Annotated in this window: 23 protein-coding genes and 2 pseudogenes; 8 read left to right on the forward strand and 17 right to left on the reverse strand. The window is 51.3% G+C overall.

The annotated features are described in order from the left end of the window. Positions 1 to 27: 27 nt before the first annotated feature. Positions 28 to 4,830: a MobF family relaxase gene (gene mobF, locus L8V01_RS10845; RefSeq protein WP_269947059.1), complete on the reverse strand. Its 4,803-nt coding sequence runs from the start codon at positions 4,828 to 4,830 to the stop codon at positions 28 to 30. Between the two features lie 222 nt (positions 4,831 to 5,052). Here mobF and L8V01_RS10850 point away from each other — a divergent pair, with 222 nt between their 5' ends. Continuing rightward, positions 5,053 to 5,430, forward strand: coding sequence for a 3-deoxy-D-manno-octulosonate 8-phosphate phosphatase (locus L8V01_RS10850; RefSeq protein ID WP_269947060.1), 378 nt, complete (start codon positions 5,053 to 5,055; stop codon positions 5,428 to 5,430). Positions 5,431 to 5,469: 39 nt separating this feature from the next. Here L8V01_RS10850 and L8V01_RS10855 read toward each other — a convergent pair whose 3' ends face one another. Both L8V01_RS10855 and L8V01_RS10860 read right to left on the reverse strand, forming a co-directional pair. Then, positions 5,470 to 5,601 (reverse strand): hypothetical protein, encoded by a 132-nt coding sequence (locus L8V01_RS10855; RefSeq protein WP_269947061.1) that lies wholly within the window; start codon positions 5,599 to 5,601, stop codon positions 5,470 to 5,472. Continuing rightward, on the reverse strand, positions 5,598 to 5,777 hold the full coding sequence (locus L8V01_RS10860; RefSeq protein ID WP_269947062.1) for a hypothetical protein: 180 nt from the start codon (positions 5,775 to 5,777) through the stop codon (positions 5,598 to 5,600). Before L8V01_RS10860 ends, L8V01_RS10855 begins: the two co-directional genes overlap by 4 nt. A 72-nt stretch (positions 5,778 to 5,849) precedes the next feature. Between L8V01_RS10860 and L8V01_RS10865 the strand changes: the two genes are divergently transcribed. From L8V01_RS10865 to L8V01_RS10875, 3 genes are all read left to right on the forward strand, one after another. Then, positions 5,850 to 6,467, forward strand: a complete 618-nt coding sequence (locus L8V01_RS10865) for a hypothetical protein (protein WP_269947063.1) — start codon at positions 5,850 to 5,852, stop codon at positions 6,465 to 6,467. 284 nt (positions 6,468 to 6,751) lie between these two features. Continuing rightward, positions 6,752 to 7,966, forward strand: a complete 1,215-nt coding sequence (locus L8V01_RS10870; RefSeq protein WP_269947064.1) for an IS110 family RNA-guided transposase — start codon at positions 6,752 to 6,754, stop codon at positions 7,964 to 7,966. 246 nt (positions 7,967 to 8,212) lie between these two features. Further along, positions 8,213 to 8,485 carry a hypothetical protein gene (locus L8V01_RS10875; protein WP_269947065.1) on the forward strand — a complete coding sequence of 91 codons (273 nt, stop codon included), beginning with the start codon at positions 8,213 to 8,215 and terminating at the stop codon, positions 8,483 to 8,485. A 100-nt stretch (positions 8,486 to 8,585) separates the two neighbouring features. Here L8V01_RS10875 and L8V01_RS10880 read toward each other — a convergent pair whose 3' ends face one another. From L8V01_RS10880 to L8V01_RS10895, 4 genes are all read right to left on the reverse strand, one after another. Continuing rightward, a complete protein-coding gene (locus L8V01_RS10880) occupies positions 8,586 to 8,915 on the reverse strand; it encodes a hypothetical protein (RefSeq protein WP_269947066.1) in 330 nt (109 codons plus the stop codon). After that, entirely contained in the window at positions 8,902 to 9,549 is a 648-nt protein-coding gene (locus L8V01_RS10885) for an AAA family ATPase (protein ID WP_269947067.1), read from the reverse strand. The genes L8V01_RS10880 and L8V01_RS10885 overlap by 14 nt, the downstream gene beginning before the upstream one ends. 173 nt (positions 9,550 to 9,722) lie before the next feature. After that, positions 9,723 to 10,358: a hypothetical protein gene (locus L8V01_RS10890; RefSeq protein WP_269947068.1), complete on the reverse strand. Its 636-nt coding sequence runs from the start codon at positions 10,356 to 10,358 to the stop codon at positions 9,723 to 9,725. 88 nt (positions 10,359 to 10,446) lie between these two features. After that, complete coding sequence (locus L8V01_RS10895; RefSeq protein WP_269947069.1) at positions 10,447 to 11,208, reverse strand: YfbU family protein; 762 nt, start codon at positions 11,206 to 11,208, stop codon at positions 10,447 to 10,449. 97 nt (positions 11,209 to 11,305) lie between these two features. On the opposite strand from L8V01_RS10895, the pseudogene L8V01_RS11985 reads away from it, so the two are divergent. Further along, positions 11,306 to 11,538, forward strand: a pseudogene (locus L8V01_RS11985) (helix-turn-helix domain-containing protein); the annotation flags it as partial. A gap of 295 nt (positions 11,539 to 11,833) precedes the next feature. On the opposite strand, the gene L8V01_RS11990 reads toward L8V01_RS11985, so the two are convergent. Then, the gene (locus L8V01_RS11990) at positions 11,834 to 12,010 is read right to left on the reverse strand and encodes a ribbon-helix-helix protein, CopG family (RefSeq protein ID WP_311518876.1); all 177 of its coding nucleotides are present in this window, start codon (positions 12,008 to 12,010) and stop codon (positions 11,834 to 11,836) included. Between the two features lie 137 nt (positions 12,011 to 12,147). After that, positions 12,148 to 12,846, reverse strand: coding sequence for a helix-turn-helix transcriptional regulator (locus L8V01_RS10905; protein ID WP_269947070.1), 699 nt, complete (start codon positions 12,844 to 12,846; stop codon positions 12,148 to 12,150). A gap of 73 nt (positions 12,847 to 12,919) precedes the next feature. On the opposite strand from L8V01_RS10905, the gene L8V01_RS10910 reads away from it, so the two are divergent. Next, positions 12,920 to 13,648, forward strand: coding sequence for an alpha/beta fold hydrolase (locus tag L8V01_RS10910; protein ID WP_269947071.1), 729 nt, complete (start codon positions 12,920 to 12,922; stop codon positions 13,646 to 13,648). A 266-nt stretch (positions 13,649 to 13,914) separates the two neighbouring features. Here L8V01_RS10910 and L8V01_RS10915 read toward each other — a convergent pair whose 3' ends face one another. The 5 genes and pseudogenes from L8V01_RS10915 to L8V01_RS10930 form a co-directional block, all read right to left on the reverse strand. Beyond that, entirely contained in the window at positions 13,915 to 15,738 is a 1,824-nt protein-coding gene (locus L8V01_RS10915; RefSeq protein WP_269947072.1) for a UvrD-helicase domain-containing protein, read from the reverse strand. A 2-nt stretch (positions 15,739 to 15,740) separates the two neighbouring features. After that, positions 15,741 to 17,609 carry an ATP-dependent nuclease gene (locus L8V01_RS10920; protein ID WP_269947073.1) on the reverse strand — a complete coding sequence of 623 codons (1,869 nt, stop codon included), beginning with the start codon at positions 17,607 to 17,609 and terminating at the stop codon, positions 15,741 to 15,743. 574 nt (positions 17,610 to 18,183) lie between these two features. Further along, positions 18,184 to 18,483: pseudogene (locus L8V01_RS11995) on the reverse strand (DDE-type integrase/transposase/recombinase); the annotation flags it as partial. Positions 18,484 to 18,523: 40 nt separating this feature from the next. Further along, positions 18,524 to 18,709, reverse strand: a complete 186-nt coding sequence (locus tag L8V01_RS10925; protein ID WP_338081050.1) for an IS3 family transposase — start codon at positions 18,707 to 18,709, stop codon at positions 18,524 to 18,526. Positions 18,710 to 19,058: 349 nt separating this feature from the next. After that, positions 19,059 to 19,208 carry a hypothetical protein gene (locus L8V01_RS10930; protein WP_269947074.1) on the reverse strand — a complete coding sequence of 50 codons (150 nt, stop codon included), beginning with the start codon at positions 19,206 to 19,208 and terminating at the stop codon, positions 19,059 to 19,061. 22 nt (positions 19,209 to 19,230) lie between these two features. On the opposite strand from L8V01_RS10930, the gene L8V01_RS10935 reads away from it, so the two are divergent. Continuing rightward, on the forward strand, positions 19,231 to 19,434 hold the full coding sequence (locus tag L8V01_RS10935) for an integrase core domain-containing protein (RefSeq protein ID WP_269947080.1): 204 nt from the start codon (positions 19,231 to 19,233) through the stop codon (positions 19,432 to 19,434). A gap of 126 nt (positions 19,435 to 19,560) precedes the next feature. Here the strand turns inward: L8V01_RS10935 and L8V01_RS10940 are convergent, their stop codons facing one another. Further along, positions 19,561 to 20,436 (reverse strand): ACP S-malonyltransferase, encoded by an 876-nt coding sequence (locus L8V01_RS10940; RefSeq protein WP_269947075.1) that lies wholly within the window; start codon positions 20,434 to 20,436, stop codon positions 19,561 to 19,563. A 430-nt stretch (positions 20,437 to 20,866) separates the two neighbouring features. Here L8V01_RS10940 and L8V01_RS10945 point away from each other — a divergent pair, with 430 nt between their 5' ends. Continuing rightward, positions 20,867 to 22,465 carry an acyl-CoA carboxylase subunit beta gene (locus L8V01_RS10945; RefSeq protein WP_269947076.1) on the forward strand — a complete coding sequence of 533 codons (1,599 nt, stop codon included), beginning with the start codon at positions 20,867 to 20,869 and terminating at the stop codon, positions 22,463 to 22,465. A 107-nt stretch (positions 22,466 to 22,572) separates the two neighbouring features. On the opposite strand, the gene L8V01_RS10950 is transcribed toward L8V01_RS10945, so the two are convergent. Both L8V01_RS10950 and L8V01_RS10955 read right to left on the reverse strand, forming a co-directional pair. Continuing rightward, a complete protein-coding gene (locus L8V01_RS10950) occupies positions 22,573 to 25,167 on the reverse strand; it encodes an AMP-binding protein (protein WP_269947077.1) in 2,595 nt (864 codons plus the stop codon). Continuing rightward, positions 25,151 to 26,212: AMP-binding protein (locus L8V01_RS10955; protein WP_269947078.1), on the reverse strand; the 1,062-nt coding region annotated here is incomplete at its 5' end. The genes L8V01_RS10955 and L8V01_RS10950, both read right to left, overlap by 17 nt.

The raw sequence follows: 26,212 nt of genomic DNA on the forward strand, positions 1-26,212 counted from the left end.
GCCACGGGTTATCCGTGGCCCTACTTTTTATAGCTCTGGGCCAGTATCGTGTTGCTGCTCTTCTAGGTCTGGGGCGTAGTCGGTATTGTCATAGTCTTCGTTATCGTCGGATGCGTCCTCGTAGCTATCGTCGGATTCGCCGCGTTCGAGTCCTGCCAAGAAGTCCAGGCTTGCCTGTGCTCCGGGGTGGAGTTCATAGTCGTCGTCCTCGACATCATCGAGGGCAGTAGACGCGTCTGCTGCATCGTGCTGGTTTTCGTCATGCCACTGCTGAGCCTTATCGGCAAGGGCAAGATACTGCTGTTCTTGCTCGCGGTAGTAGTCAAGGTAATTGTTTGACTGGCCGGTTTCACCTGGGGTGTTTTCAACCATGTCGACCAGCTGGCGGTAGACCGCAGCTTGCTCGCTGTAGACCTCTGGGTCATCGAACTCGGCCTGCTCCTGGTTTTCCGTCGCGTTGGTATCAACCGTGTCTGCCGCATCCTCATAGGTGTCAAGGTCAGCGGTGTCGTTGCGTTCTGGCTGGGTAAACGCCGTGGTGTTTTCTTCCGACTGCTCTGGCTGTGGGACAGTAGGAGCATCGTTGAAGGTCTCGGCGGCAGGGGCCGGTGCTTCATTGACCAGGCCAGCAGGTGCCTGTTGGGGCGTGTAGGCCTCGGAGATGACCTCGGTAAAGACCTGCTCAATGCTGGTCTCGTCGAAGTCGAGGCCCAACCGCTGTGCTTCATGGCGCTGCTCGGCGGCAATTGCATTAAGTTCATCGGCGATATAGCCGGCGTGGTCTTCGGCATTGTCGGGAAGATTAACGTCGCCAAGGCGGGTGGCAGCGCTAAAGCGGGCGTGCCAGCCCAGCTTTTCGCCGCGTTTTTCATCCAACCGCTGGCTGAGCATTGCTACTTCTTCGGCGTCGGCAGCGCGTGCTTCTCCGCGCCGGTGCTCCCCCAGTTCGGTATCAGCGGCAAGTGCTTGGATTTCCTGCCACTTGGCAACTGGTGGCAGTCCGTGGCGTGCTTCTTCAATGCGCTGGTCGCACGCGTCTAGGCGGGCTTGCGCGTCGCGCAGATTGGTTTCTGCCTGGCGCATCATCTCCCGGTAATCGTCAGCGTTTTTATCACCGTGGTCGTAGTGACGCTCGTTTTCTGGGCGCTCAAGGTCGATGATGAACAGTTCGCCGTGTTCAAGGTCGAACTGATAGGTTTTGCAGTCGTTTTCACTTTGACGCTTGTCGGCCTTGGCGTCTTCGAAGGCCTGGATACGCTGGGTTTGGATAAAGACCGCGTTAAACTGCGCTTTCACCTTGTTGAGGTGAGCGCCCTCGGCGCGGCGCAGGCGCTGGCGCAGGATGATTTCTTCCATCGAGATGGATTCAATCTTGGCCAGGGCATGACTGCGCATCTGCTCAACAACGTCTTGGTCGAGTGCGCGCAGGTCACTGTTAAGACCGGCTTTCTTCGCGTGCTGGACTGCGTGCGGGTTATGGCGGCGCAGCCACTCGTCAAGTTCCATGTCGGTGCGTGAGGTAATAGGCGGGAGCTGATTACGCTGCCCGGTATCCAGTCGCTCAAACTCGTTGTCGAGTCGGTAGCGGATAAGCCGGGCAATATCTTCGGCATTGTCGGTATCAACCGTGGCGTGCTGCATGGCTGCTCGCGGGTCGATTCCGGCATCAATCATCTTCGTCCACGCATGGCGAATAGGCTTAGTGCCCTCGTCGGATTCTTCTAGCTGCTTTATCTGACGTGCTGGCAGGGTGTCGATCCAGTCGGGTAGGTAGGCGTCGATGAAGTCAGTAATGGCGTCATCGCGGCCAAGGTTCCACAGGCGGGTGATGCGCTCGGGGCTGGTTTGTTCGTCGATGACTTCGCGGACAATATCGTGGGCGGCGCGTGGGTTGGTGTCTTTGGATACGACGTAGTTAAAGACGTCTTGTGCTCCTGGGGCGTTTGCGTTGCCGATGTAGTGGTAGTGACCATCTTCAGCATCTGGGTCAAGGATGTGCTCGTTGACGGTGTAGATGTGGTTGGCAAGTTTGCCACGGGTTAGTGCCACGTACATGCCTGCTCGGTCAACGGATTGGTCGATTACCGCGCGGGTGACATCGACGGTTGTGCCCTGGGCGCGATAGACGGTGGCCGCGTAACCGAGTTGAACGTTCTCGCGCACATAGTCTGCCGGGAGGTGTTTGATATGACCTTTATCGTCGGTGGCGATGATGCTTCCATCGTCGCGAATGTCGGCCAGGGTGAGTAGTTCACCGTTAGTCACCCGCGTGGTTGCCCCGGTGTTCTGGTCGCTAAAAACGCGGTTTTGGCGCGTGAGGATAGTATCTCCCAGACCAGCGCTCTCGCCGCGCGCGATAGCAATAGTCTCCTCATCGTTGACCTCACCGCAGGCGATGCGGTGGGAGCGAATCATAGTGTTCAGCGCCACCACGTCTTTGTTGGTGGCTGCAATAAGCAGGCTGTTATGGCCGTTGGCAACATCGGAAAGGTAGTCGCTTACGGCACTTTCCAGCATGCTAGAGCGCCCACCGCCGTGAACCCAGCCGCGCTGATTGTAGAAGTCGAACGTGGAGGTATCACCCTCGCGCAGGCGCAAGCTGGCGGCAGATTGCTCACTGTCACCGCCGAAGCGAATGACCTCAGAGAGCTGGTTATCGGCGCGCTCGTTTTCTTTAACCATCGCACCAAAAAGCCCGCCGTTTTCAACCGCGCCAAGCTGTTTATGGTCGCCGACAAAGCGCACCACTGCGCCGGCGTCTTCGGCAATTTCAATCAGTGAGCCGATGTTGGGGGTCGAGACCATGCCGGCCTCGTCGACCAAAATCATATCGCCGGGATTAATCTCAACCGGCAAATCTTTCACGCTATAACCATCCTTGTTGGGGTGGTTTCCGCGCCAAGTAAAGGTCAGTTTATCGACTGTCAGTGCCTGGGTTCCGAGGTCTTGGGAGAGCACGTCGGCCGCTTGTGCCGAGGGTGCTAGGCCGATGACTTTGTTGCCTTTTTGTGCCCACACGTCAGCAACCAAGCGCAGCGATGCGGTCTTACCGGTACCGGCAGGACCGACACCAGTAGCAGCGAGTGTGCCGCAGTTAAGCAGGTAGCGTGCCATTGCTTCCTGGCCGGAGTTGAGCCTAAAACCGGCGTGCTTTTCGTGAGCATCAACAGTTGAATCAATAGCCACTGAGTCGGCAAATTCCGCTACTGGTTCATCCAGAGCGGCGAGTGCTTTAGCTTCGGTATCCAGAATTTCTTGGGTGGTAAAAATCTGCGAATCGGCGAAATTATCGCGCGACAAACCACGCTGGTCTTTCAGCCGTTCAGGCAAGTCTAGCATCTCGAAATCGTTAAGCGCAATGGCTTGTTCCTCCACAATTAGCTCGGTCATGGAGTCGTGGATGATGTTGCGTTCAGTCACTGATTCGAAGCGATATGCCTGAAGTTTTTGCGCCACAGCAGTTGAAATATGGGACTTGCGGAAGTAGGAGCGACGCCGCTGCAACGTCTCTAGTGCGTCGCGCATAACGGCATCAGAATGGGCGTCTACGTCAAATAGTGGGCGGGTGTTTTCGGTGTTCTCGCCGTGGGCATTAGCTACTGCGGCAAGGTGATTCTCGCCGTCAGACAGGGACAAAACTTCCTTGCGCCATGCCTCGCGCAGCTCGTAGAGAGTCTCTGGTTCGCGCTTGGCATCGCGGGTTTCCAGGATGGCTTTTTGCCACAACTGGTTCATTTCCTGCACGCTCGGGCTGGCCTGACGCTGGGCAATATGCTCTTCGACCAAGCGCTCATAGACGGGCAGAGCGTGAGCACGACGCTTGGAAAAAGCATCCAAAAGTTCCTCGGAAATACCGGCGACTTCCCACGTCGGTTCCTTACCAGAATCGCGCTCACGTGGGACGAATTGCACGCCCATTTCGTTGGTCAACAAGGTCGTAAGTATCGAGTCAAAGCGGTGGGAAATCGTCTGATTGAACTTCATCAGCGTGTAGCCGTCGATGGATAGCCAGCGCCCATCTTCGGCCTGAACCTTGTTGGACACAAGCACATGCGAGTGCAAATCTGGGTCACCTGCACGGGTGTCATAGTGCTTAAATTCGGACGCAATAAGCCCTTTAGTTTTGACTTGTTCTGCGCCTGCTTTGCCCGAGCGAGTAAACAAAGCGTTGTCTTCCGTCCACTCTAAAGCTTCCGCAACAGCGCGGTGATGAAGCTCCTCAATGCGTCGGGAAGTGTCTTCATCGGCGAGTGCCCAGAGCACAGAAATCGACTTAGCAGGCGAAAAAGTAAGGTCAAAACCGGCCACAGATTGACGCACTTCGTCTTTCAAACCGTTGACCCAATTAACGACCTCACGGCCTGATTCTGGCTCGCGTCCGAACTCCTCAATGAAGAAATCAGTGCCAATTTCTTGAGCCATGTCAGAGCGCTGCTCACGGGTTAACAGCGTCTTTTCACGCTGGCGATGCTTACGCTCTGCGTCACGAAGTGCGACCAAAACTGGGATGTCATTGGTGTAATTGGCAAACGGCCTACCCAACTGAATGTCTTTGACTTTCGCACCGTCACGCATGAGATTATCCGCGTCTGGATGCAAGCCTTCGCCGTAGAGTGCGGCCATGTTTTCTTCCGAAATTTCCGCGCCAACGTGAATATCTTCGTTGTTAAAACCGGCTAGTCCGCGTCCAATCCAGCGCCCTGGCGGGGTGCCTTTCGCGGCGTAATACTTGCTCAAACTTGGCTCATCGGTTGGCCCGTCGTTGGTAGCCACAGAGCGCAAGAGGTACTCGTACCCCGTTCCGCTGTGGACTACTCGCAGGCTCATCATGTAGCCCATGCTACCAGCCAAAACCCGATTAACACTAAGAGTGCATAAAGTGTGTATCTTTTCAGACGCTTGCGCCTGGTGAGCGAAGCTCACGTCTGGGCGTTAGCCCAGGTGCGATGAGACGGGTCAAAAACGTCGTTTTTGACCATCGCAAAAGCGCTTCCCGCAAGGGGGGCGCTTGTGTCAGGCTTGCCCGGGGTGTGCGGCTGGCATTCTGGAAGCATGGTCAAAGCAAACAAGTCCCTGAAAACCCGTCAGGCGTTGCGCGCGCATTTTGAGGAAGAGCAGCAAAAGCTGCGTGACCGCAAGAAGAAGCTCAACTCCCTGTTGTCACTTATCGACCAGCGTGAGAATCTCAACGAAAAGATTGGTCACGCCTCGCGGGCAGTTATCGATCTAGGTGAACCTAAAGAACTCGTGCGCGAGCTCATCGGTGTAAGCCAGCGCGATTTCAACGACATGCTCAAGACTGCTAAGGAGTCCTCCCCTGGAGACGATGAGTCGCATACTGGCAATGATAAGCGCCAGTACAACGACGAAGCCGCCAGCGCCACTGATAACGCTGGCGGCGATGGTGCCGATGAGAATAGTGGCCAGTAGTCAGTAGAGAAAATCAGTCTTCGGCGTTAGCGGCTGCAGCTACTGTTGCTCGTTCGGGTCGTAATACTCGCCAGGGTTGGCAGGCGCGTCTTCGTACGTGTTGGAGTAGGGAGAGTCGTTGGTCCCGTCCGTAGCGCGCCCGTAGTGGTCAGCCATGGAGCAAACCATCACGCCAAGGAAGGTAAGGAAGACCAGGCGATGATCCCGCCTAACGCTCTGATGATTCCTGCCACCAGTCCTGCGCTTCGCATCTGGGCAATGAGCATCCAGACCGGCAAGGCGATGAGCGCTAACTGCCACCAGTCGGAAAAGTCGTTGGTGGAATTGATAAATGGCAGTGCGTCCATGGGTTGTCCGTCCTTCCTCTCTGTGGTGCGTGCCGCCTATGGTGTCAGAGCCTGTGGACGTGTGAGGGTGTCATGAAAAACTTTGCCGATACTCCTTTCGAAGAGCTTGCACACCTGGAGCCGGTAGTGGAGTCTTCGGCTTCGCAGTCTCGAACTAAACGTGTTCATGATCCTGAGCTTTCTTTCGACGATAAGACTGTTAAGACGTTCTTTGAGCATATGGTGAAGTCGCCGCAGGGTTGTTGGCTGTGGGTTGGTTCTATTTCGTCTCCTGACGGCTATGGACGGTTTACTTGGCAGCGCGGTAACCGTCAGCGCACGGTGGCTGCTCACCGTTTTGCGCTTCTTATAACAGGTGAGTCGTTTGGCCCTGGCGAGGTTGCCGAGCATGAATGTAACGAGCCGTTGTGTGCGCGGGTGGGGTATCCGGTTCATAGCGTTGTTGATATGCTCAAGCGAATCGCCCCACTCGGCATTGAGAGCGTGTGCTTTGGCGAACAGGACTTGCAGATGCAGCCCGAGCGCTTGGTCGTTGGTAATCGTGGGGGCTTAGCTTATCTCTCGCGCTCCGGTTGCGGTTTCTGTGCACCGTTTATTCTGGTGGTAGTCAGTAGTGCTGGCGAGGGGCTAGTTCCTCCCCATTACGTTCTAAGTAGTTCCACCGGAGGGCTCCGAGGATTCATTTCGTAGTCCCCTAATCGGGGCGGGTTATGTTTACTCCGTTCCCTCATTCCCTTCGGGGCTGGAGGAACTAGTCGCTGGCTTCGGTATGGCTCTTATTCGCCCTGTCTGAAAAATGATCCGGGGGGTGATGCCGCCGAAGGCAGTGACATACTCCAACTGCTAATAGGAACCTGATCCACGCCACTAGTTGGTGTGAGATCTCAAAGTAATGTGGATGCCAGCACGAAGTATGTCCGACCAACCCCAGCGACGAAGCAAATTACCGCTTTTCTATCGCTAGGAGTATCACCATGACATACCGCTATGTCATCGGCATGGACGTCGGCAAATACTTCCACCACGCCTGCGTCCTGGATGAACACGGCACCCAGGTCCTGTCCAAGCAAGTCAACCAACACGAAACATCTCTACGGGACCTCTTTGCCTCATTCATCGGCAAAGTCGACCAGTCCCACGACGTGTTAGTTGTCGTTGACCAGCCCAACAACATCGGCCGACTCACCGTCGCTATCGCCCAATCCATGGGCACTACCGTGCGCTACCTACCGGGTCTAGCGATGCGCCAACTCTCACGTATCCATGTCGGCAATGCCAAAACAGATGTCCGCGACGCCTACGTTATCGCTCATGCCGGGCTGAACCTTCCGGAATCACTGCGCATGGTTGACCGTGTCGATGAAGTCTTTCTCAAACTCAAGATCCTTAACGGTATTGATGAGGATCTCGCCAGGGCATACACCCGACTGATTAACCAAATACGCTCAGCACTGGTCGGAACCTACCCTGAGTTCGAACGAGTTCTGCGCGGGCAGGTCATCCACCGCAAATGGATACTTCAACTACTCTCCAAGTATGGCGGACCCACCAAGATCCGCAGACTCGGCAAAGCCAGAGTCAACGTCTTCGCTAGACGCCATCGGGCACGGAATCCAGAAACCATCGTTGAAGCCATGTTCGCAGCGTTTACCAGCCAAACAGTGCAGATACCTGGGTCGGAATACGCCGAACTCGGTGTTGCGATGTCAGCCGCTGATGCTCTTGCGAAAAAGGAGCACCGCAAGGAAATCGAGGACCAAGTGCTCGCCCTGATTCAAGACATTCCTCACACCGAAATTCTGTTGTCGATGCCGGGCATCGGGCCAAAATCTGCAGCACAGATCCTTATGACTGTGGGAGATATGTCGGATTTTCCGTCTGCTGCACATTTGGCGTCGTACGCAGGTCTGTCGCCTAGGACAAATCAGTCGGGCACATCCATTATGTCCAACAGTCTGAACCGAGCCGGCAACAAAAAACTAAAGAACGCTCTATGGCAATCGTCTTTTGCATCGATCAGATTCCACGAACGTTCACGGCAATTCTACGAACGAAAGCGAAAAGAAGGCAAGAGACATAACGCCGCAGTCGTCGCCTTATCCCGCAGACGGCTCAATGTCTTATTCGCCATGATGCGCAACGGAGAGCTCTACCGCGAGAACGCACCGGAGGTCATCGCAGCAGCATAAAGCCACAGATACAAAAGCCGACTGGGCAAACCCCAGTCGGCCCCTCAGCGTGCCGCTAATCAGACAGAGTCAAGCACCGCGGTCACCCCTGAAAACCCCACCCGCGGACTTGACTAACTAGATAGGAACACCCCCGGATAGCTCTATTGCCCCGCTGGCTTAGAAAGTCGCCGATTTCCCCCGAGGTCGGCGACTTTCGCTTTTTCTGCCTCAGAACTGTGCACACCGGTCTTTTAGGCTGTAGCCATGACTGATTTTCGAGCCTTTAACTCTTGTACCGGAGAAACTTTCTACGCGGGAGGCGGGATGGTGGCCAGGCACAGAGCATGGGAGCTGGCCACGATTTTCGTCACGACTGATCCCCGTTGGGAGTACGACGAAGCTGTTCACTTAGTCATTAAGGATGCAGAAGCCAGGAACGACCCCAGCTTTTACACCGCGATTGATTTACGCCAGGTTGCAAAACACGGACATACGCCGGTGTCGATCGAGCTGCGAGAGCGGCAGTCTACCGATTGACAGCAATTCACTCCCCCGGCTTTGGGCCATCCAGTCAAGTGATTACGTAACGGCACGTCACATTACGTAACGTGCCGTTATAGAATCCACAAACCTGGGTTTACCTGCGCCTTTGCACATCAAATTCTAGGCCGAACTGTTTCTCGGTGGCAGGCATGATGATGCCTTCCATGTATGCCTGAACACTCTTTCCTGAGCGTTCCGCCGCGAACTTTAGCAATTCTTTCTGCTCTTCCGTTGTCCGGTAGCTAGTCGAATTGAAGTAACGCCCCTGCGCACGGCGTTCGACACGCTGCTCTACAGTGAGCTCGTCAGACCGTGGCTCTTCCGCCTCGCTAATGAACTTTTCGAGTTCATCGTCACGACCTACAGCGCTTCGCGGATTGTCACGGCGACGAGTCTTAAAACCCTTGTTTCTAGGCGTGGTCACTGTACAACTCCTCAATATCGTCGGTTAGCGAGGTGATTTCACCTTTCGCCTTGAAATCCGAGCCTTCCACAGCGGTCAGCCCCTCCCTCAGTAATGCCTTGTAAGCCTTACGCTCATGAATAGATGTGCGCAGGACTTGCCCGAAGTTTTCTCCCAGCGTTTCACGTGCATACTTCTCGTCAGGATCCCACGCGTTGGTCGAAACACGGTTAAGAACCAATGCGATTTTCAACCGGGGATTGAAATCGCCGTATTCTTCGACCAGGTCGGCCATCTCAAGGGTCGTATCAACGTCAGCCTGGCTCGGCTGGCACGGGATAAGCAGGAGGTCTGCCGTCACCGAAGTTGTGCGAGCCTCTTTCGAGTCTTTACCAGCGAGATCGACAAGAACGATGTCGTATTTTTCGTCAAGGTCGAGCAAGATGTCGCGGAGGTTGCCGCTTTGCCGAACAACCGTCACCGGAGGGCGCCCCGCTTCATCTCGATCATCCCTCCAGTTGCTCGATGTGCGAACAGTCGGGTCGGCTTCAATGACAATGACATCCATGCCCCTCTGCTGGAAAGAGACGGCCAGGTTGGTGGTTATCGTTGATTTTCCAACACCACCCTTGTTGGAGCCAATAGCAATGATCATCGTGATTCCTTTCGGTTTTTCCGCGACGTAACACAACGTAACAGAACGTTACGCTACGTGCAATAACGTTACGTAACGTTATTGCACGTAGCGTTCCCCTTGTGTGCCCTATTGAAGTACACACCAACGTCGATGACATTCCTAATTTCCTACCTTAGTGTTGCGGCAGACGACTAAGGTCGTTGTGCTCGTACAGTGGGGACCCGGGAATTGCCTTTGATCCATGTCGCGGCGCGAGGATCAATGAAACTCGCCACCATGTGGATGGCGTTGTCAACGGCGTTGAGATGTGCGACTTCACGGGGGATATTGCGTTGGTGGACGATTGATTCGTGGTGAGAGCACCTGTTTCTCATGTTGTAGACAATGACTACAAGTTCTTCGAACTGTTGTCTGCTGGTGGGCTTTTTCTTCAAGGCCTTCTCTACCTGGGGCCAGATGCTTGCCTGATAGTGGCGACTTAAGAGGTAGCGCCAGAAGTCGAAGCTGAGCTCAGCGATAATTTTTCCTGGTGGAGCCCCTCTTCCTCCGGCTCGTCTCTTCGCTGTGCGAATGCTCTTCCCCGCTTCATTGCTGAAAGCTATTCGACCGTTGTCAAACCATCTTTGGCCGTACCTGCCGGTCAGGGCATCGTGGATGCAGTTACGAAGGAGAACTTCGAGATGCTCAATGTCGGCGAGATAGGTCTTCGTAAGGTGAGTGTTCCAGAGGTAGAGTGCTTCTGGATCTGGATGGTCGGCGTACCTGCTCATTCGCGCAGATGAAAACCATTGAGATAGCGGTATTGGGGTCGGTCCTGGATTATTCATTATGGGCATGTTAGTCTTTATCTTGAAAGCCCCGGAACGATCCCTGCACTACGAAAGTAGGAGTAAATCGCCGGGGTTGTTGACGTTTTTAGGCTTGGTAGCCGGCCCCATCACGCTGTGCGCCTGGGGCAGCGAGCAGGATTTTTCGCAGTTCTTGAGCGCTGAGATGGGGCCGCCCACCTCCGCGTACTGCTTCGCGCCATACCGGCTTGAATGCTCCGAGCATGGACTGGTAGGTCGGAAGCATCTGTCTGTGAGAGTTCGTTCCTTTTTTTACGAGTTCTTCTTGCTCAGTCCACCGGCCACTTTTAACGAGGTATTCCGTGTAGCCGGCCATCTGGCTTTCGCGTTCATGCTGGTAGTCGAAGCCTATGAACGTGCCGAACCATTCGGCGTTCTTGACACCGATAGCATCCCACCCATTGTCGCCGAGTGCTTCAACGCTGAAATGGATCACCCTAAACATGTCGAGAATGTCCCAGACCAGCTCGCAGTCATAGGCATTGAGCGCTTCAGCGTGACTGGGAAATAGTCGGGGGTATTCCCCTTCATAGCCACGTTCCAACACTTCAACGGCGCGTTCGTGCCCCTCCGAGTCATAGGACTGTTCAGGAAGATGTCCTTGGGCAGCTAGAAGAGTCTGATGCTGGAGTATCAGACTGGCCCGCTCATAAGGAGTGAGGGTGATGCTCTTTTCGGTGGGCCTACGATCAAGATTCGGATCAACCCGCTTGACGTGTACCTCTATAGCTTGACGCATGTAGTCACTTTGCGATTGCCCATTTGCTTCTGCTGCTTCGGCAACGAGGGCTCGGAGTTCTTCTGGTATTCGGATTGTAATGGTTTTCATGGACCCCACCCTACTCGAAGCGCATACACGCATACAAGTACACCTTCAGCGAATACATGTATTCTTTTTTCAAAACTGCTTTGCGTTCCGAACGGGTATGCTTGGCGTGCTGGGTAGCGTTGCGCAGTTCGAGCGGGCGATCATGCGAGAGCGCCAGGCCGAGGGGATCGAGCGAGCAAAAAGCGCGGCGCATACAAGGGAAGGGCGCCGGCAATGAACGAGGCCAGCATCGAGCAGGCGCGCGAAATGGTCGACATGGGAGTACCTAAAGCAGACGTTGCTCGCCGCCTTGGGGTGAGAAGAGCGACTCTTTATCGGTATCTCCCTTAGCCTCCGTGTGGGTAAATCTGCGCACGGTGAAGTCTGACCGAGGGTAAATCTGCGCAGCCGTGGACAAGGCAGATTGGGCCGCAGCGGGGCAATCCTGCCGCGGAAGCCGCCGGCTTCCTTGTCGCCGAAAGTAAGGGCGTTGCGGCCCGGGGAAGGGCTAGGTTTCGTCGTCCATGTTGGTCTTATTGAGACTCCGTGAGCGAGGGGTCCGGAGGGCGTCATCCATCAGCCGTTCGGCGATCTCTTCGAAGGCGTCCCGGATAGCTGCGGTCTCAAACAGTCGGGTTAGTTGCTCCTATTGGTAGTCCTCAAACTGGGGAAGGCATGCCCACAACGCCATGTGGAGGAAGTCGCCATGGCTTCGTCGAGTTCGTTCCGCGAGCGCGTCCAGTCGCTCCGCGAGTTCGGGTTCCACCCGCACGGAGATCACCGGGCCACGGCCCACCCAATGCTTCTGTTTGCGTGTCGGCATTGTTTACTCCTTGTCTGCGAACGTCTTCAAGGCACTTTCGTAAACAATGTTTACAAAGGTTTGAGGTTGTTGGGAAGGGAACCCGAAAATTCGATTTGATGCCTAGCTGTACTGACCGGAGAGATTGATCGAGGCAGTCACTCGTCGCCGCCATGGACGGGCCTGGCGTTCACCGGGGGCTCCCCGATCTCCTGGATGGTGTGGCCGCTGCAGGCCGTCATGGTGACGGCGGCGTGCTCGATGCGTGACACGGCGAACCATCGCATCGTATCGCGCAGGAGGCACCATCCGACTAGATACCACCGGCCGCTCGTGGAGGCGAAGAGCACAGGTTCGACGTCACGAGCAGTCGTCGTACCCTCCCGCGACGTATAGCGAATGCGGAGCACTCTTTGCGCGGCCATCGCCTCCTCTATTGCTGACCGGATGGAGCGTGAGGAAGAGGGAAGCGAATTGACCCAGATCCGGTGGGCAAGCTCGTCGGCCTGTGCTCGGGTTTTGGGGTTAAGGACGTCCATGATCTTCCGGACCCCGGCCCTTGCCAGATCTGCATAGGGTGCATCTGACGCGGCGGAGACCGCCACCATGAGCGCCACGGCCTGCGTCGGGGACAGGGTGACGGGCGGAAGGGACGAACTCTTAGCAAACCCGTATCCACCGCCCGGGCCAGGGCGAGACCAGATCGGCGCGCCACTGTTCTCTAACGCGTCGAGGTCACGCTTGACAGTGCGGACCGACACTTCGAACTCTCGCGCCAACCGCTCGGCCGAGACGCCCCGTGCACCACTGCGACGCAGCATCTCGGACAGGGCGTGTAGTCGCTCGGCTCGCTTCATCGCTTTAACCTCAATAAATTCATGACATAAATGGTGACACACTCTTGTCCATCAGGGCTGAAAGGCTTGGCCCATGACAACAACAAATAACAGCCGACCTATCGTCCTTATCCCCGGCCACTGGCTGGGAGCATGGGCCTGGGACGACGTCGTTGAGTACCTCGCAACCGATGACACCCACGCAGTCGCGATGACGTTGCCGGGTCTCGACGAGGACGACGCGGAGCGCGCGGCAAAGACGGTCGACGACCAGGCGGCAGCGATCAGAGACGCGATCGCCGAGCAGGGCGATCAGCCCGTGATCCTTGTCGCGCACAGCGGAGCCAACGTCCCCGTCAGTCTCGTCCTCGATCGACACCCCGAGTCGGTCGCCCGGGTGGTGTGGGTCGATTCCGGCCCCGTGGCCAATGGCACTGCGTTCGCATCCGAGTTCCCGGCCGATCTTGAAGACTTGCCCCTGCCGTCGTTCGATGACCTTAGGCAGCAGGCGAGCCTCGAAGGACTGAGCGCCGAAATACTCGAGCGCTTCCGGAAGAAGGCTGTCCCTGAGCCCGCTCCGGTGCTTCGTCAGTGCGTCGAGCTCACAAATGAGGCCCGCCACCGTGTCCCGACGACCCTGGTGTGCTGCTCAATCTCAGGCGAGCAAGTAATGGAGCTGGCCAAGACGGGCCACCCCATGTTCGTTGAGGTCGCAAGCCTCGAACGCGTCGATGTCGTAGACCTCCCTACAGGGCACTGGCCCATGTGGAGCCGGCCGAGCAACCTCGCCGAGATCATTCGCGCAGCGTCGCAAACCAGCTGAACTGCACTCGCAACCTAAAGGGGCCAGCCGATTCGGCCCAGATTGAACTAATTGACACCCAATTCCCGTAGATGTCGGTGAGGGAGTCTGAAAACGCTACCTTGTAGTGGGCGCATTGGTGGAGTCAAACGGTTTCACGAAGTTTCGGACTTTGACGTCCACGGAAAATAGTAGTGAGCACTTTTCGCCCAGACTATCCACGTAGGTCGTAACGGTGATACAGACACAAGACGCTTCAGTATTCTGAAATTGGCACTATGCCGATTCTAGGTGGATTGAAGGTATTGGTCTAGGCCGGCCATTTCAAGCTCTTCGCGGAACGTATTCTCGTGGTAGTTTTGAGAATCGATTTTGAACGCGATGTTAACTTGATGGATTGCCCTGGTGATTCCGACGTAGGCGACGTTGAGGGTTTCATCGGATCCCGGTGTATCTCGATGCTTCAGTACTTTCGTAAGAAGAGAATCTTCCCCGGGCGGCCGCCAAGAATCGATAACGACCGACACTTTTGGAAATTCGAGCCCCTTTACACTGTGAATTGTGCCTCTATACTTGACATCAAGCGTCCCAAGCTTTTTCTCTGGTGGCTGGCTCCATAGCCTCTTCGTCAAGGACGGGAACTCCTGACCGTATCTGTTGACAAAGACGTCAGGCATGCCCATTAGAACGCCATTAAGATGAAGCTTAGCGAGCACACTTTCCTGCAGCCATGCTTCGAAATCTATGCGAGACAATTCTCGTATAAGCCCGTCCGTATTGCAGATGGCCTGGGTTGCAAGAACACGGGACAGCTCACCCTCGCCTTTCGCCAATAGATACTCGCCTTCATTACTTTTAGCATTAGGTCTAATGCACATCAATGGAAGGAGACGCTGGAACGAATCTATAAGTGCAGTGATTTGAGAAGCATTGACGTTGTCAGAAGCGTGTTGCAAAGAGAGCAATTGCGTATAAACTTCATGGGCAGGATCTCTTTCTTGCCCGAAAGCTGGAATATCACCAAATATGTCATCAAGGGTCTGTGCTCTGTGACTCAGAACGGTCCAGCCATCTCGGATAATATTTCTACTGCCGTCTAATGAGTTTAGCTTTTGGATGTATTCTGCAGGATTCGAGTAGGTGAATATTGAGACTGCCGGCGATGAGGATGGGAATTCTAAAGGGGAAATTTTTGAATGCAGCCCCGTTTTTTGAAATTTGTTAGCGAAATCACATATTGCATTGTTGGAACGGAATGACTGGCGTAAGACGAAGCTTTTTTGAGAAGCTAGCGGTGTAAAAACTGGTGCGGGCGCTGATATATCTCTGAAACCGTAAATAGCTTGCTTTTTATCGCCAATAATGAAGACATCGGCATTGTTTCTCCGGAGTTCGTCCACCAAGCACCATTCGAAGCGGTTACAGTCCTGTGCTTCGTCAATATAGATGCTCGGAAAGCGCAGCGCAATCAATTTTAAAAGCTGTTTCGTTAATTCTTCGGCTTTAGCAGCGTCAGAGGATTCGATATTGCCAGTTAAGATTTCCTTTAGTTTAAAGCGGATGAGTTTGCTCGACCAGGCCCCTTCGCAAAACTTTTGATGATAGGCGTTGGCAAGAGCGTTGGAGAAGTCCGGATCTTCAGCCCACCGTTTGAACGATTTTTTATTGCCTTTGTATGTTCCGTCGGGTTCGAAATGCTGAATATTGACGGTAGATTTGCCATTTGACGGGGTTGGGATTCTCGAATTTGGAATCCGTTCGAAAGATGGAACAAATCTATACTTAATGTCAGGCCAAAGATACGACGCAAGAGGACGTGCTAGATAAGCATTAATGAAGGAATCAAAAGTTAAGACGCGTGACTGTGTCAGCCGTCGGTTAGCTTCAATATCAAAAGTTTCGTAGCTAGTGAGCTTGGCTTGAAAAGAATTGACAGCGGTGTTGGTGAAAGTCAATAGAAGGAATGGCTTCCCGCCGGCCGAGCTCAACATTCTTTTTATGTGCTCGGAAATGATGAATGTTTTTCCAGAACCTGGGTCTGCATCGATGAAAAAAGGCTGGTCTGTGTCAATGATGGCCTGCTGTTCGGGGGTCAGTTCGATTTTGCTCATGATCAATCGTTTTCAGTTATGAGGGCGTTTACAAACTTCTCGAGTTCTGACGGGAGCATTTCAAAGGCTAACTCACGGTTAGAAATTTCGAAGGCGAGTTCTTGTGCGAAATTTGCTTTCTTGAGGGACGATTTCCTTATGTGGTTCCAAATGGCATCGCCTTTGTCGACAATGTCTGGCTCTGCCCACTTCTTAGGTGTTTCACCCTCTCGAAAGGCGGACAGTGCGGTTTTGTAAAGAAGGCAGTGATTGTTCTGGAAAATATTTTTCATCGCATCTAGAAGGCGAGAGTCGTTCGCGAGAAATCGAAGTCTTAGAGCAAGAATGATTAGTTCATGTTCGAAGGTGCTGTGGGAAAGAAACCCTCCGAATTGGGGATACTGATGGTCCCACCCTGTTCTGGAAAGGCTTAGTTTGTCCAAGCGGACTCCTCCCGCCGTGGCCTTGATTGGCTCGTTACGAATCCGGCTCGTTTGTCCCCATTGGTCCTCAGACCAGTCGGCATCAGTAAGTACGGCAAGTCTTCTTTGCGTCATGCCACTTCTCGACAGCTTTAGAAGGTTCCAGTGCGGACTGAAAGACGCGGATTGCACGCTACAAATACACAGCGACTCCCGTAGACGTTGGATTCTTCTTCTGCTGCTTGATTTGTCAGGTGAAGTCCCGCGTATATATGCCTCGAAAAGTGCAGGAAGGAGAAGCTCCTCGGCCGTACCTTCCACTAGTAAGACATGCTTACTGAAAATAGCTTCAGGGCGGTGGGATAGAAAAAACCTGTTCAACTTGGCTTTTTCTTCCTGACTGTTTGGGAGGCTATCTGCATGCCAGAAGCTGGTTTCTTGGCCTTCCTTGTTTAGCCCACAAAGTGACTGGCAACCTGCCTTGGCTGCGATAACAGGAGAATGTGTAGTGAGTAGAATTTGCAGGTTATCCTTCTCATCTGCGTGCACTTTAAGAAAATCCACAAGTGTCTCTTGCAATTTTGGATGCAAATGAGCTTCGGGTTCTTCAATGAGGAGAATGCTAAAAACATCTTTTGGTTGGTTGCTTAGCTCAAGGAGGAGCGTAGCTAGGTAAAGCAGGTTTGCGTATCCAAGGCCAACGTCATCAATTTCCCATGACTCACCGTTTTCAAGGAATGAGAGCCGAAACCTTCTCATGAGTCGCGAGAGATCTTGGTCATTGACTAGCATCGTGATGGAGGAGTTTTCGGATTGTGTGAGCTTGGACAACTCCTCATTGATTTTGATTGGAAGGCTTGCGAGCGAAGAATTGCCCTCTTCGTCGTCATCGCTCAATAATAGTCTTTCTAGCTTTTGGACTTGGGATTTTAGTTCTTGCTCGGCCTCAGGGTGACCCGAGACTAAGCGGAAGATTCTAGCCAATCGGGTTCCCGTATGGTGCTTGAACTCTCTTTTGGCGTCCCTCAGTGGTTCGATGTAGACGTAGTGGACAAGGCTCCTATTGGGCAATGAGTCCCATCCGACGAGTTGGTCTTGGATTGTGGGGATTGTACGGATATGCCCTGAATTGGTCTCCAATTCAAATCTCTTACCGAACGTTACGTTATCAAGCTCATTACCAAGAGCCTCAACATATCGAGCTTTTTCTTCTATTGAGAGTCCTTCGAAAACCAGAGAGGCGGAGGCGCGATGGATGCTGCTTCTAGTGCTAGTCCTAGTGAAGTCGTCCTCACTTATCCATCGGGGGTGGACTGAATCTCTTGGTGACAGAGCAAGACGAATTGCGTCAATCAGAGAGGATTTACCGCAATTATTCGGCCCGACAATAACATTTAGATTTGGGGTAAAGCTAGCGACTAAATTTTCAAGCCCGCGAATTCCCTCGATCTTGAGTTGAGACAGGAACATTTTCCCATTATACCGCTCTCGCCAGTGAACTATAGCTACTGAATTTTCTATGGGGATGTCGGTGTGGTGGAGCCAGTCCTGCGCGTCGAGTTGGTGGGAGGCGGTGCCGAAGCCGAGGAGGGAGATGGTGGGTGGCAGGCGGCGGAAAGCGAGCGCAGCGTTAGAAAGGTTTGTTTGTTTTCTACGATGAGGACGTGGGGAGGAGCGCCTGGAAAGAGACGGACTGCGTGGGCGAGAGGAACTTCGATATCCGGAAGCGCTGGCGCGTGGTTGAAGTAGCGCAGGCGCAGGCGGGTATTGAATCGGCCTGGGTTTGTGGCGGGCGGTGTTTAAGCCGCTTGGGCTTCGGTCGTATCCGTTTTAGGATGCTTGTGATAGTAGCAGGCCTCGTATTCGATCGGCGGGACGTAGTCGATGGAGCCGTAAAGGCGTTCGGGTGTTGTACCACTTGACCCACTTATCGGTGGCCCGTTCAATCTCTTTCCAGGTGGCGAACGTTCACATCCTGGGAGGGTCGATCTCCTCGCTTGTAAACAGCCCGATAGTGGACTCCATGAGCCCGTTATCGTTGGCATTACTGACGGTGCCAATAGAGACCCGTAATGCCTTCGCGCTCAATCAATGTACGCAGTTGAAAGCTGGTGTACTGAAAGCCGGCATCCAAGTGGTGGATGATACCCACAGCACGAAACTTCGCGTCGTAGCGGTTACGAACACTCAAGGCCTGCCGCAACGCATCCAAGACGACATCAGACTGTGTGGTCCGTGACGCCGTGTATCCAAGGATCCTGCGGGAGTAGACGTCGGTGATGAATGCAACGTAGCACAAGCCCTGGTGAGTATATACGTAGGTAAAATCCGCCACCCACCACTGATTCGGATGAGTAACGTTATCTCAAGCGGGTTTGCAGTGGTTAGCAAAGCGCGGGTCGCTTGGGATGGGACTGCGTCGTTCGGATCGCCTTGCGCTGCAGTACTTTCTGGTTGCCAAGGATTTTCATCAATCTTTCTACCTGGTCGCGGCCTATGGCCCAGCCTTCCTGCAGGGCAGCTTTCCACAGCTTCCTGCGCCCGTAGACGCCCCTATGACAAGCCCAGATACGTAGAGCCTATGTGCTGCATATGCGTCTTCTCATTCGGGGTCCATCGGACCACAAGCCCGGCTGCGATAGCGGCGATACGCAGACTCCGAAAGGTCATAGTGATGGTCGCGCACGATCCGGCACATCCGCTGGATGGAGTAGTGGTGCCGGTACCTCTCGATAAATGCGACGGCTATTTTAGTGTGCGGTCGAGCTCCGCCTGGGCGAAAACGCTGAGGCCAACTTGAAGGATCTCGTTTGCTTCTTTGAGCTGGCGATTGTCCTTGCGCAGTTGAGCAAGCTCCGCGTCTTTTTCCTGCTCGGATTCCGCCGTTGCCTGCGCAGTGGTGGCCTCAGCTTTGCGGATCTAATTGTGCAGCGTGACTGGGTTGATATCCAACATCCCGCCGATCTTTCGGCGTGCACCGGACTTCGTGGCATCATCTTCGGCCACCGTCTCGTAGTACAAGCGCAGCGCGCGCTCGCGGGTCTCCTGATCGTACTTCGCAACAGTCATGGGCCAAGTATCTCCTATGTAAATCCATGCCCGTCACAAACAACTTGACACGCTCCTCGTGGACGACGTGGTCGACGTGGAAATCGCCACGTTCGAGTGGGTCAACTGGTGGAACGAATCACGGCTCCACCAGAGCTTGGACTACCGCACCCCGGCTGAAGTCGAAGCCGAATTTTGGGAACACCACCCCAGTCAAGAAAAATTGGAAATCAAGACACATGCCTAGGAACAAAACCCAGGGCACTTCAGAGACGTTTGAGCACGTCTTGTGCTATGCGGGTGCTCTTTAGGCTGAAAGTATTCTGGGCTTTGTTTCTAGGCGTTTGCTAAAAGGCTCGTATTCTATTTTGCGCTATAAAGTAGCCTGCGAGCAGGTTTCCGCAATTAAAGGGGTCAAGATGAATCGTGGGCCGATCTCTTGAAATTGAACTGATCGATTTTGACGAATGCTTTGAATAGTATCCAACCAAAGTACTGGTTTGGTTAATTGTTCCACCATTAGTTGTTTAATCTTGTGGGGATCGTCTGGAAAAGGCGCTGCTGTAGTGTTGGAAAAAACGGGAAATTGAGGTTTTCGGAATTTAATGTTTGCACTTTCTAAGCGGTGGCGGAATAGATCGGCTGCTTCGAGCATATATCTACTATGAAAAGCACCACTTACTTTTAATATAAGTGCTCGCCCAAGATATGAAGAGTTTAGCCATGTTTGAAGTTTAATAGCCCGATCGAACGGTCCAGCAAAAACTACTTGGGTAGGCGAATTGAATGAGGCTACGTCAACGTCGGGGAATTTTTCGGACACTAGATTCAAAACAAGTTTCATGTCAGAAATTCGTGATGCAGCGACCATTCCTCCTGAAAAGTCTTGTTTATTGAAAACTTGAGACATACAGAGTCCTCGTTCCGAAGCGATCCAAAGTCCTGTCTCAAAATCAAAAACCCCTGCTGATGCTAAAGCGTTTAATTCTCCAAGTGAATGACCTGCGGCAACACGAGGATGAATTCCCCTTTTTTCGAGAGAAAGGAGGTTAAGGGCATTGACTAAAAATAGCGCAGGCTGAGTGTTATGAGTTTTGCGAAGTTGGGATTCATTAAGATTGCAGAGGGCTCTGACATTTGTGCCTAATACTGATTCAGCTACTTCGATGTGCTGCGGGAAGCGATCAAAAAGCTCGACCCCCATACCTGAGTATTGCGCACCTTGGCCTGGGAAAACAAAAGCAATCATAGAGCACCCCTTTTTAGATTAAATATCTGCAATGGCTATTTTAATCAGAATTAGAAAAGGCAGCTAGGTCATTCCTTGGCGGTTAAAAAGCATTTAGCCAACCATTAAATCGACTGGTATGGGAACGCTGTCCCGCCCCTCATAGGTTAAAATTAGATCAAATAGCTATACTCGCTCGAGAGGAATCCTGAAGCATTTTGAGTTTGTATGCTGCTCTTCTAGGGAAATTCCTTTAAAATGAGTAAAGGGTTGAACTTAAAGCCAATAATTTTAGCGCTGAAAGGCTGACTTTAAGTTGACGTTTAAATAATCGTAAATGCTCATTATCAAATGTAGTTCAATTACATGTCCTACTGTAGTAGAAGAATTGTGTCAGATACTTTAAGTCAATTAGTCGAGGATAAAAATCATTTAATGGTAGGTGGCAATGATGTCAATTCCTTCTGAAGAGATTTTACCTAATACTACGCTTGGCAAGATTATCGAGTTAAAGCGCCGCCGTAAAGAGGCTGTTGTCCCCCTGGGGGAAGAGGAACACCGTAAAGTTCGTGATGCTGGTCGTTTAACCGTGCGAGAGCGTCTAGACTATTTGCTGGATGAAGGTTCTTTTGTAGAAACTGGCATGTTTGTAGTCCATCACACTACTGATTTTGGCATGAGGGATAAAAGCCCCGTGACAGATGGAATTGTCACAGGCTGGGGAACGATTGGCGGTCGGGAGGTATGTATTTTTTCTCAGGATGGCACCATCTTTGGTGGTTCCTTAGGGGAGGCACACGGTGAGAAGATGGTTAAAATTATGGAGCTGGCTGTGGCCACTGGCCGACCGCTTATTGGTCTTTATGAAGGTGCGGGCGCACGCGTTCAAGAAGGAGCAGTGTCTTTAGACTGGGTAGCCAAAACTTTTTATCAGAATATAAATTCCTCTGGAGTTATTCCACAAATTTCGGTTATCATGGGGGCTTGTGCTGGGGGGCATGCATATTCGCCTGTATTAACGGATTTTGTAATCATGGTTGATAAGAAATCAAAGATGTTTGTTACTGGCCCAGAAGTTATCAAGACAGTAACGGGCGAGAAGATCTCCAAAGAAGACCTTGGAGGTGCAGCTGTAAACATGGCCCTTGCAGGAAATAGCCACTACACGGCGACTACGGAGGAGGAGGCACTAGACTGGGTTCACGACCTGCTGGGATATCTTCCTCCAAACAATCGTCAGATTGCCTCATTAGATTTTTTCAGCCAACAAGACAAGGAAGTTGCTGGTAGTGTCAACCTGGACGAGATTATCCCGGACTCATCTGCACAACCCTATGACATTGCAGAGATTATTAAAGCATTAACTGATGATGGCGATTATCTGGAAATACAAGCAGAACGTGCTGAAAATGTGATCGTAGCATTTGGGCGCATCGGAGGAATTTCTGTCGGTTTTGTAGCTAATCAACCTATGGTTCTTGCAGGCTGTTTAGATATTGCCGCTTCAGAGAAGGCTGCTCGATTTGTACGCACATGCGATTCTTTTAATATACCTATTGTGACGCTTGTTGATGTGCCGGGTTTTCTCCCCGGTGCAGATCAAGAGCATGATGGTATCTTGCGGCGTGGCGCTAAATTGCTGTACGCATATGGTGAAGCTACTGTTCCAAAGATTACGGTTATTACGCGCAAGGCTTATGGTGGTGCGTATTGCGTAATGGGGTCAAAAGGGTTGGGGGCAGACGTTAATCTTGCGTGGCCTACAGCCCAGATTGCTGCCATGGGCGCTGCAGGGGCGGTAAATTTTATTTACCGTAAAGAGCTCAAGCAGGCGCGGCGGGATGGTATCGATATTGCTGAATTAACTAGGCATTTTGAGAATAAATATGAAAAACAAATGCTTACCCCTTATAAAGCTGCAGAGCATGGGATTGTTGATGCTGTAATCCTTCCTTCCGAGACTCGCGCAGCGATTATGAAAAATTTACGTCTTTACTCCGATAAGACGGTTGCTCGCCCAATGCGTAAACATGGCAACATCCCACTTTAAGATTTCAGGGGGCAACAGAGTGACTAGTCACTAATTTTATATGTAAGGGGGTTATTTCGACAATGAAATTAACAATCGGAAACTTAGTGACATAGAAATGGCACATTTTATACACTTCTTTGATTGACTAGGTCAATATATTGCCTGAAAGAAATTTCAGGCAATATAGGTGGGGCGTCAATTCCTTGGCCGATTAAAGCGGTTTGAATCCTCAAAGCATCCAATGAAGTGCCCCCCATTTTATTGAAAGAAGCATCTTCAGAAGATACGGTAATATATTCACTCCAAGCCGATTTAACGAGTTGGAATAGAGGGCTTGTCTCATTTGAATCCACTGGAGCTTTAGAAATAGACTTCAAATTATTGTCTTTAGCCTGTTCGGGAATTACAGACGCCAATGATTGGATATCAAGCTTACCTGTTTTAGTGAGGGGGGCATCACTAATGCATGTAAGAAGAACTTTGGCTCCGTGGAATGTGCCAATGCCTACAAGATCTACTTGTCTTGAAAAAGTAGAAAAAGAAACTGCCAGCAGCACCTTACTTTGCTCTGCTAATGATTCATCTTCTACTTCAGTTAATAGTGCACAATCAAAATCATACTCTGCAAGCAGATAGTTGATAATCTCTTGTTTTGAAAAACGTTTTCCAGAAATTTTTATGATTCCGTCTATTCGACGAATACTACGGATGGATTGTGATTCTAGATCGAAATTCGCTTCATCACCTGAGCTAACTTCAAATTGAGTTTCTCCAGCTTCCCCCAAAACTCCGATATGAAAAGGGCTGTTGTTTCCCCCCTCCCATTGCTTAATCATCCTGAAGTAAACATTTTTTAAGGGATAAAAGCTGCTTTCTCCAGAAGAAGCGCGCCGTAGTGCTGACCAAATTCCTGCCTCGGAAGGTCCATAAAGATCAAATACTTGACCATCTGGCGTAGAATTCAAAACAGACTCTAATAGTGTGTTTGATAATTTTTCTCCTACGCTCATTAATACGGGAGGAAACTTGACTGCTGCTTGCAGCAATAAAAGTAAAACTGTTGGGGTGCAAACTAAGTGGCTAAATACACCCTCTCCTAGCATTGTTTTTACTTGCCTAATATTAGATGAAATTGCTCCAATCCTTTCTGGAAGGTAAGGCATTGAAAGGCAGAGGAGGAGCTCAAAATAGATTGCATCAAACTGTGGTGAGGAGAGCATTAATAAGCGGCTATCCTCCTCTAAAGAAAGATACATACAAGAATTACCGACTATGTTCTCTGCCATAGCTTTAGTTAATAGAGTAACTTTTGGGACTCCTGTTGAACCTGAGCTTAGTATGTATGCAACCCCGTTTAGATAGTCATTTTCAACATTTCTAACAAGTGTCCCGTTAGGCTCAAAGAGTGAGATGTTTTCACCATCAATCCAAGCCAATGGGACGCCAAGGGAGTCCGAAGATAATTGGAAACTTCTAGAGTCGGCAGTAGAACTTTCACAAACATAGTGGATAATTCGCCCTTCTTTCCAACATGTAAGGGCTTCCAAAAAAGTCCAGCAGCTATTAGTTGCAGAGAGGCCAATGGCAAAACGTCTTGGGATTAAGCCAAGCAACTCTCTAAAGCGGGAGGCTCTTTGATATTCGGTCTTATTCCGTTGCCTGAGTAGTTCCCACCGGGACGCTACGATTGCGTCGAATCTCTCAAAGGATTTTGCCCCCCCGTATACCGTTAGCGATTTAGTGGGGCGTTTACCTCCGTATAGCTCCATGCATTGACTTGAATAGATTCGCCTATTAGGGGAAGTGAAACTATTAGAAGTACGATCTCTTAAAATTACGGAGCCTTTGTGCCAAAGCTCAATATCGAATCGGACTTGGTTGGATAGCTTATTGACTTGGTGATACAAAAAGGGAAGGGAGAAAGATCTTCCCGACGGAGCTAGCTGTTCGCAGATGATTGAATACCAATCCAAGGTTTGTGGATTTATTAAGATATCTACCTCCTCCGAAACTGAACTGTTTTGAAGTATGCCTTCCCTGGAATCTAACAGACCGACGAGTCTTTCAAGCTCTGTGAGGGGGGTCGTGGCTGCTTTGAAAGGGTCAACTTCTATTGGCAAGACCTTGACTTGGAGGTGATTTCCCGGATTAATTGGCGATGCTAGTGGCCTTCCGGCCTTAAGTATTCCCAAGTTAAATTGCTGAGTTCCGTGCATCCTGCAGCTAGTAATTGCCGCAGTCGCGCCAAGCTTCTGCCAATACTTTCGAGGGGAATTTCCTGGTTGGTCTAGTAGATACTGGTCTCCAAAAGTGTCAATCCATGGATTCGATGAACGGATTTCTCGGGTTACAGTTAATAATTGTTGTGGTGTAGAAAAACGAGGTAGAGTCCCCAAGCCATAAGAGCGTAGTGCTTCGGTGAAGCGCAATAGACTTATAGCATCCATCCACTTATGGTTAAATCTCCAAATCAGATAAATGGGGGAGTCATTCCTTAAGAAAATTTCAAATTCACCTGCGTAACCTGCTGTAACAAAAGGCTCTAGAGCAGATCTATTACCAAGCTGAGAATGCGGGTAGCTGGCAAATTTGTAAGATGTATTATTCGGTTTCGATACAAATCCCTCGTCTATAAGGCGTAATAACGCTTCTAAAAGAGAATCTTTATTGTGAAAAACCTCAATCGGAAAGCCTAATACAGCATCATTGTGTACTGCCATAAGGTTTGTTCCTCTCCTTATAGCTTCGCGAGAAGTATTCTTTTAGCGCCCTTCTATCTATTTTCCCGTTTGGGGACTGCGGGATTGAGCTAACTCTTTCCAGTCGTCCCAAACGAATTCCTAGAGGTAGTTTTGTAGTCAGCTTCCGAGATACTTCTATCCAAGAGCACTCTTTTCCAGTATAGATAACATCAATGTCGGTTTCTGCCACATTAGAAATAATACAGGCAGCAGATTTGATACCAGATATGTTGGATAATATCGTTTCCAGCATTTCAATAGTGACACGTTGGCCACGTAGCTTTATCTCGTTGTCGATTCTTCCCAAACAATGAAGTAGCCCATTTTCAAATCGGAAAATATCGCCGGTTGAGTACCATCCATCTTTGGGATTGGCCACAGGGCCAGTAGTATTAGTATATTTTTCAAATACTTGATCCCCGGAGAGGAGAAGCTCTCCAACGTTTTCTTCAGTGCTATCCGAAACAAGCTTCCATTGACACGCAGGGGGGTCAAGCGGAAGACTTGTAAAGTTAATTAAGCTCTCCAGTTCCCTTTGCGAGAAGCGTTTAGTTAAAATAAAAATGGTTGTCTCAGAAGGGCCGTATAAATCTACTATGTCAGCTCCATCAAAACGCGCGGACAGCTCGATTGAATGGTTTGCTGAAACTACCTCGCCTCCGAGGGCAACCACTTCTACCCCATGGATTTTAGGCACATCCTCTTCAACTGAACCTGAGTAGTTGAGGATAGAAGGAACTGATGCCCAGTGTGTTAGTTTGCTTCGTTCTGCAAATTTGAGGGGCAAAAGGATCTCTTCTTTTTCTGCAACAACTAAAGTGCAACCTGAGGCCAGGCAACCAAAAATAAACATTGCGCTGGCGTCGAAAAATAAAGGGTAGGTTCCTGAAAAACGGCTTTTATCAGACAGCCTTAAAACAGGGAGCGAAACTCTTTGCCATTCAAAAACGTTCTTATAGCAGATTGGTACAAATTTGGGCGAGCCTGTTGACCCAGAGGTTGCGATTACATAAACTTCAGCAGT

The organism is Corynebacterium curieae, from assembly GCF_027570035.1.
GTDB lineage: Bacteria > Actinomycetota > Actinomycetes > Mycobacteriales > Mycobacteriaceae > Corynebacterium > Corynebacterium curieae.

Coding starts and splice junctions, on each gene's coding strand:
- L8V01_RS10850 (WP_269947060.1), top strand. CDS start 5,053: ATGGTCAAAGCAAACAAGTCCCTGAAAACCCGTCAGGCGTTGCGCGCG.
- L8V01_RS10915 (WP_269947072.1), bottom strand. CDS start 15,738: ATGAGCAAAATCGAACTGACCCCCGAACAGCAGGCCATCATTGACACA.
- L8V01_RS10885 (WP_269947067.1), bottom strand. CDS start 9,549: ATGATCATTGCTATTGGCTCCAACAAGGGTGGTGTTGGAAAATCAACG.
- L8V01_RS10920 (WP_269947073.1), bottom strand. CDS start 17,609: ATGTTCCTGTCTCAACTCAAGATCGAGGGAATTCGCGGGCTTGAAAAT.
- L8V01_RS10870 (WP_269947064.1), top strand. CDS start 6,752: ATGACATACCGCTATGTCATCGGCATGGACGTCGGCAAATACTTCCAC.
- L8V01_RS10860 (WP_269947062.1), bottom strand. CDS start 5,777: ATGGACGCACTGCCATTTATCAATTCCACCAACGACTTTTCCGACTGG.
- L8V01_RS10940 (WP_269947075.1), bottom strand. CDS start 20,436: ATGATTGCTTTTGTTTTCCCAGGCCAAGGTGCGCAATACTCAGGTATG.
- L8V01_RS10890 (WP_269947068.1), bottom strand. CDS start 10,358: ATGAATAATCCAGGACCGACCCCAATACCGCTATCTCAATGGTTTTCA.
- L8V01_RS10945 (WP_269947076.1), top strand. CDS start 20,867: ATGTCAATTCCTTCTGAAGAGATTTTACCTAATACTACGCTTGGCAAG.
- L8V01_RS10875 (WP_269947065.1), top strand. CDS start 8,213: ATGACTGATTTTCGAGCCTTTAACTCTTGTACCGGAGAAACTTTCTAC.
- L8V01_RS10895 (WP_269947069.1), bottom strand. CDS start 11,208: ATGAAAACCATTACAATCCGAATACCAGAAGAACTCCGAGCCCTCGTT.
- L8V01_RS10865 (WP_269947063.1), top strand. CDS start 5,850: ATGAAAAACTTTGCCGATACTCCTTTCGAAGAGCTTGCACACCTGGAG.
- mobF (WP_269947059.1), bottom strand. CDS start 4,830: ATGATGAGCCTGCGAGTAGTCCACAGCGGAACGGGGTACGAGTACCTC.
- L8V01_RS10910 (WP_269947071.1), top strand. CDS start 12,920: ATGACAACAACAAATAACAGCCGACCTATCGTCCTTATCCCCGGCCAC.
- L8V01_RS10905 (WP_269947070.1), bottom strand. CDS start 12,846: ATGAAGCGAGCCGAGCGACTACACGCCCTGTCCGAGATGCTGCGTCGC.
- L8V01_RS10950 (WP_269947077.1), bottom strand. CDS start 25,167: ATGGCAGTACACAATGATGCTGTATTAGGCTTTCCGATTGAGGTTTTT.
- L8V01_RS11990 (WP_311518876.1), bottom strand. CDS start 12,010: ATGCCGACACGCAAACAGAAGCATTGGGTGGGCCGTGGCCCGGTGATC.
- L8V01_RS10930 (WP_269947074.1), bottom strand. CDS start 19,208: ATGACTGTTGCGAAGTACGATCAGGAGACCCGCGAGCGCGCGCTGCGC.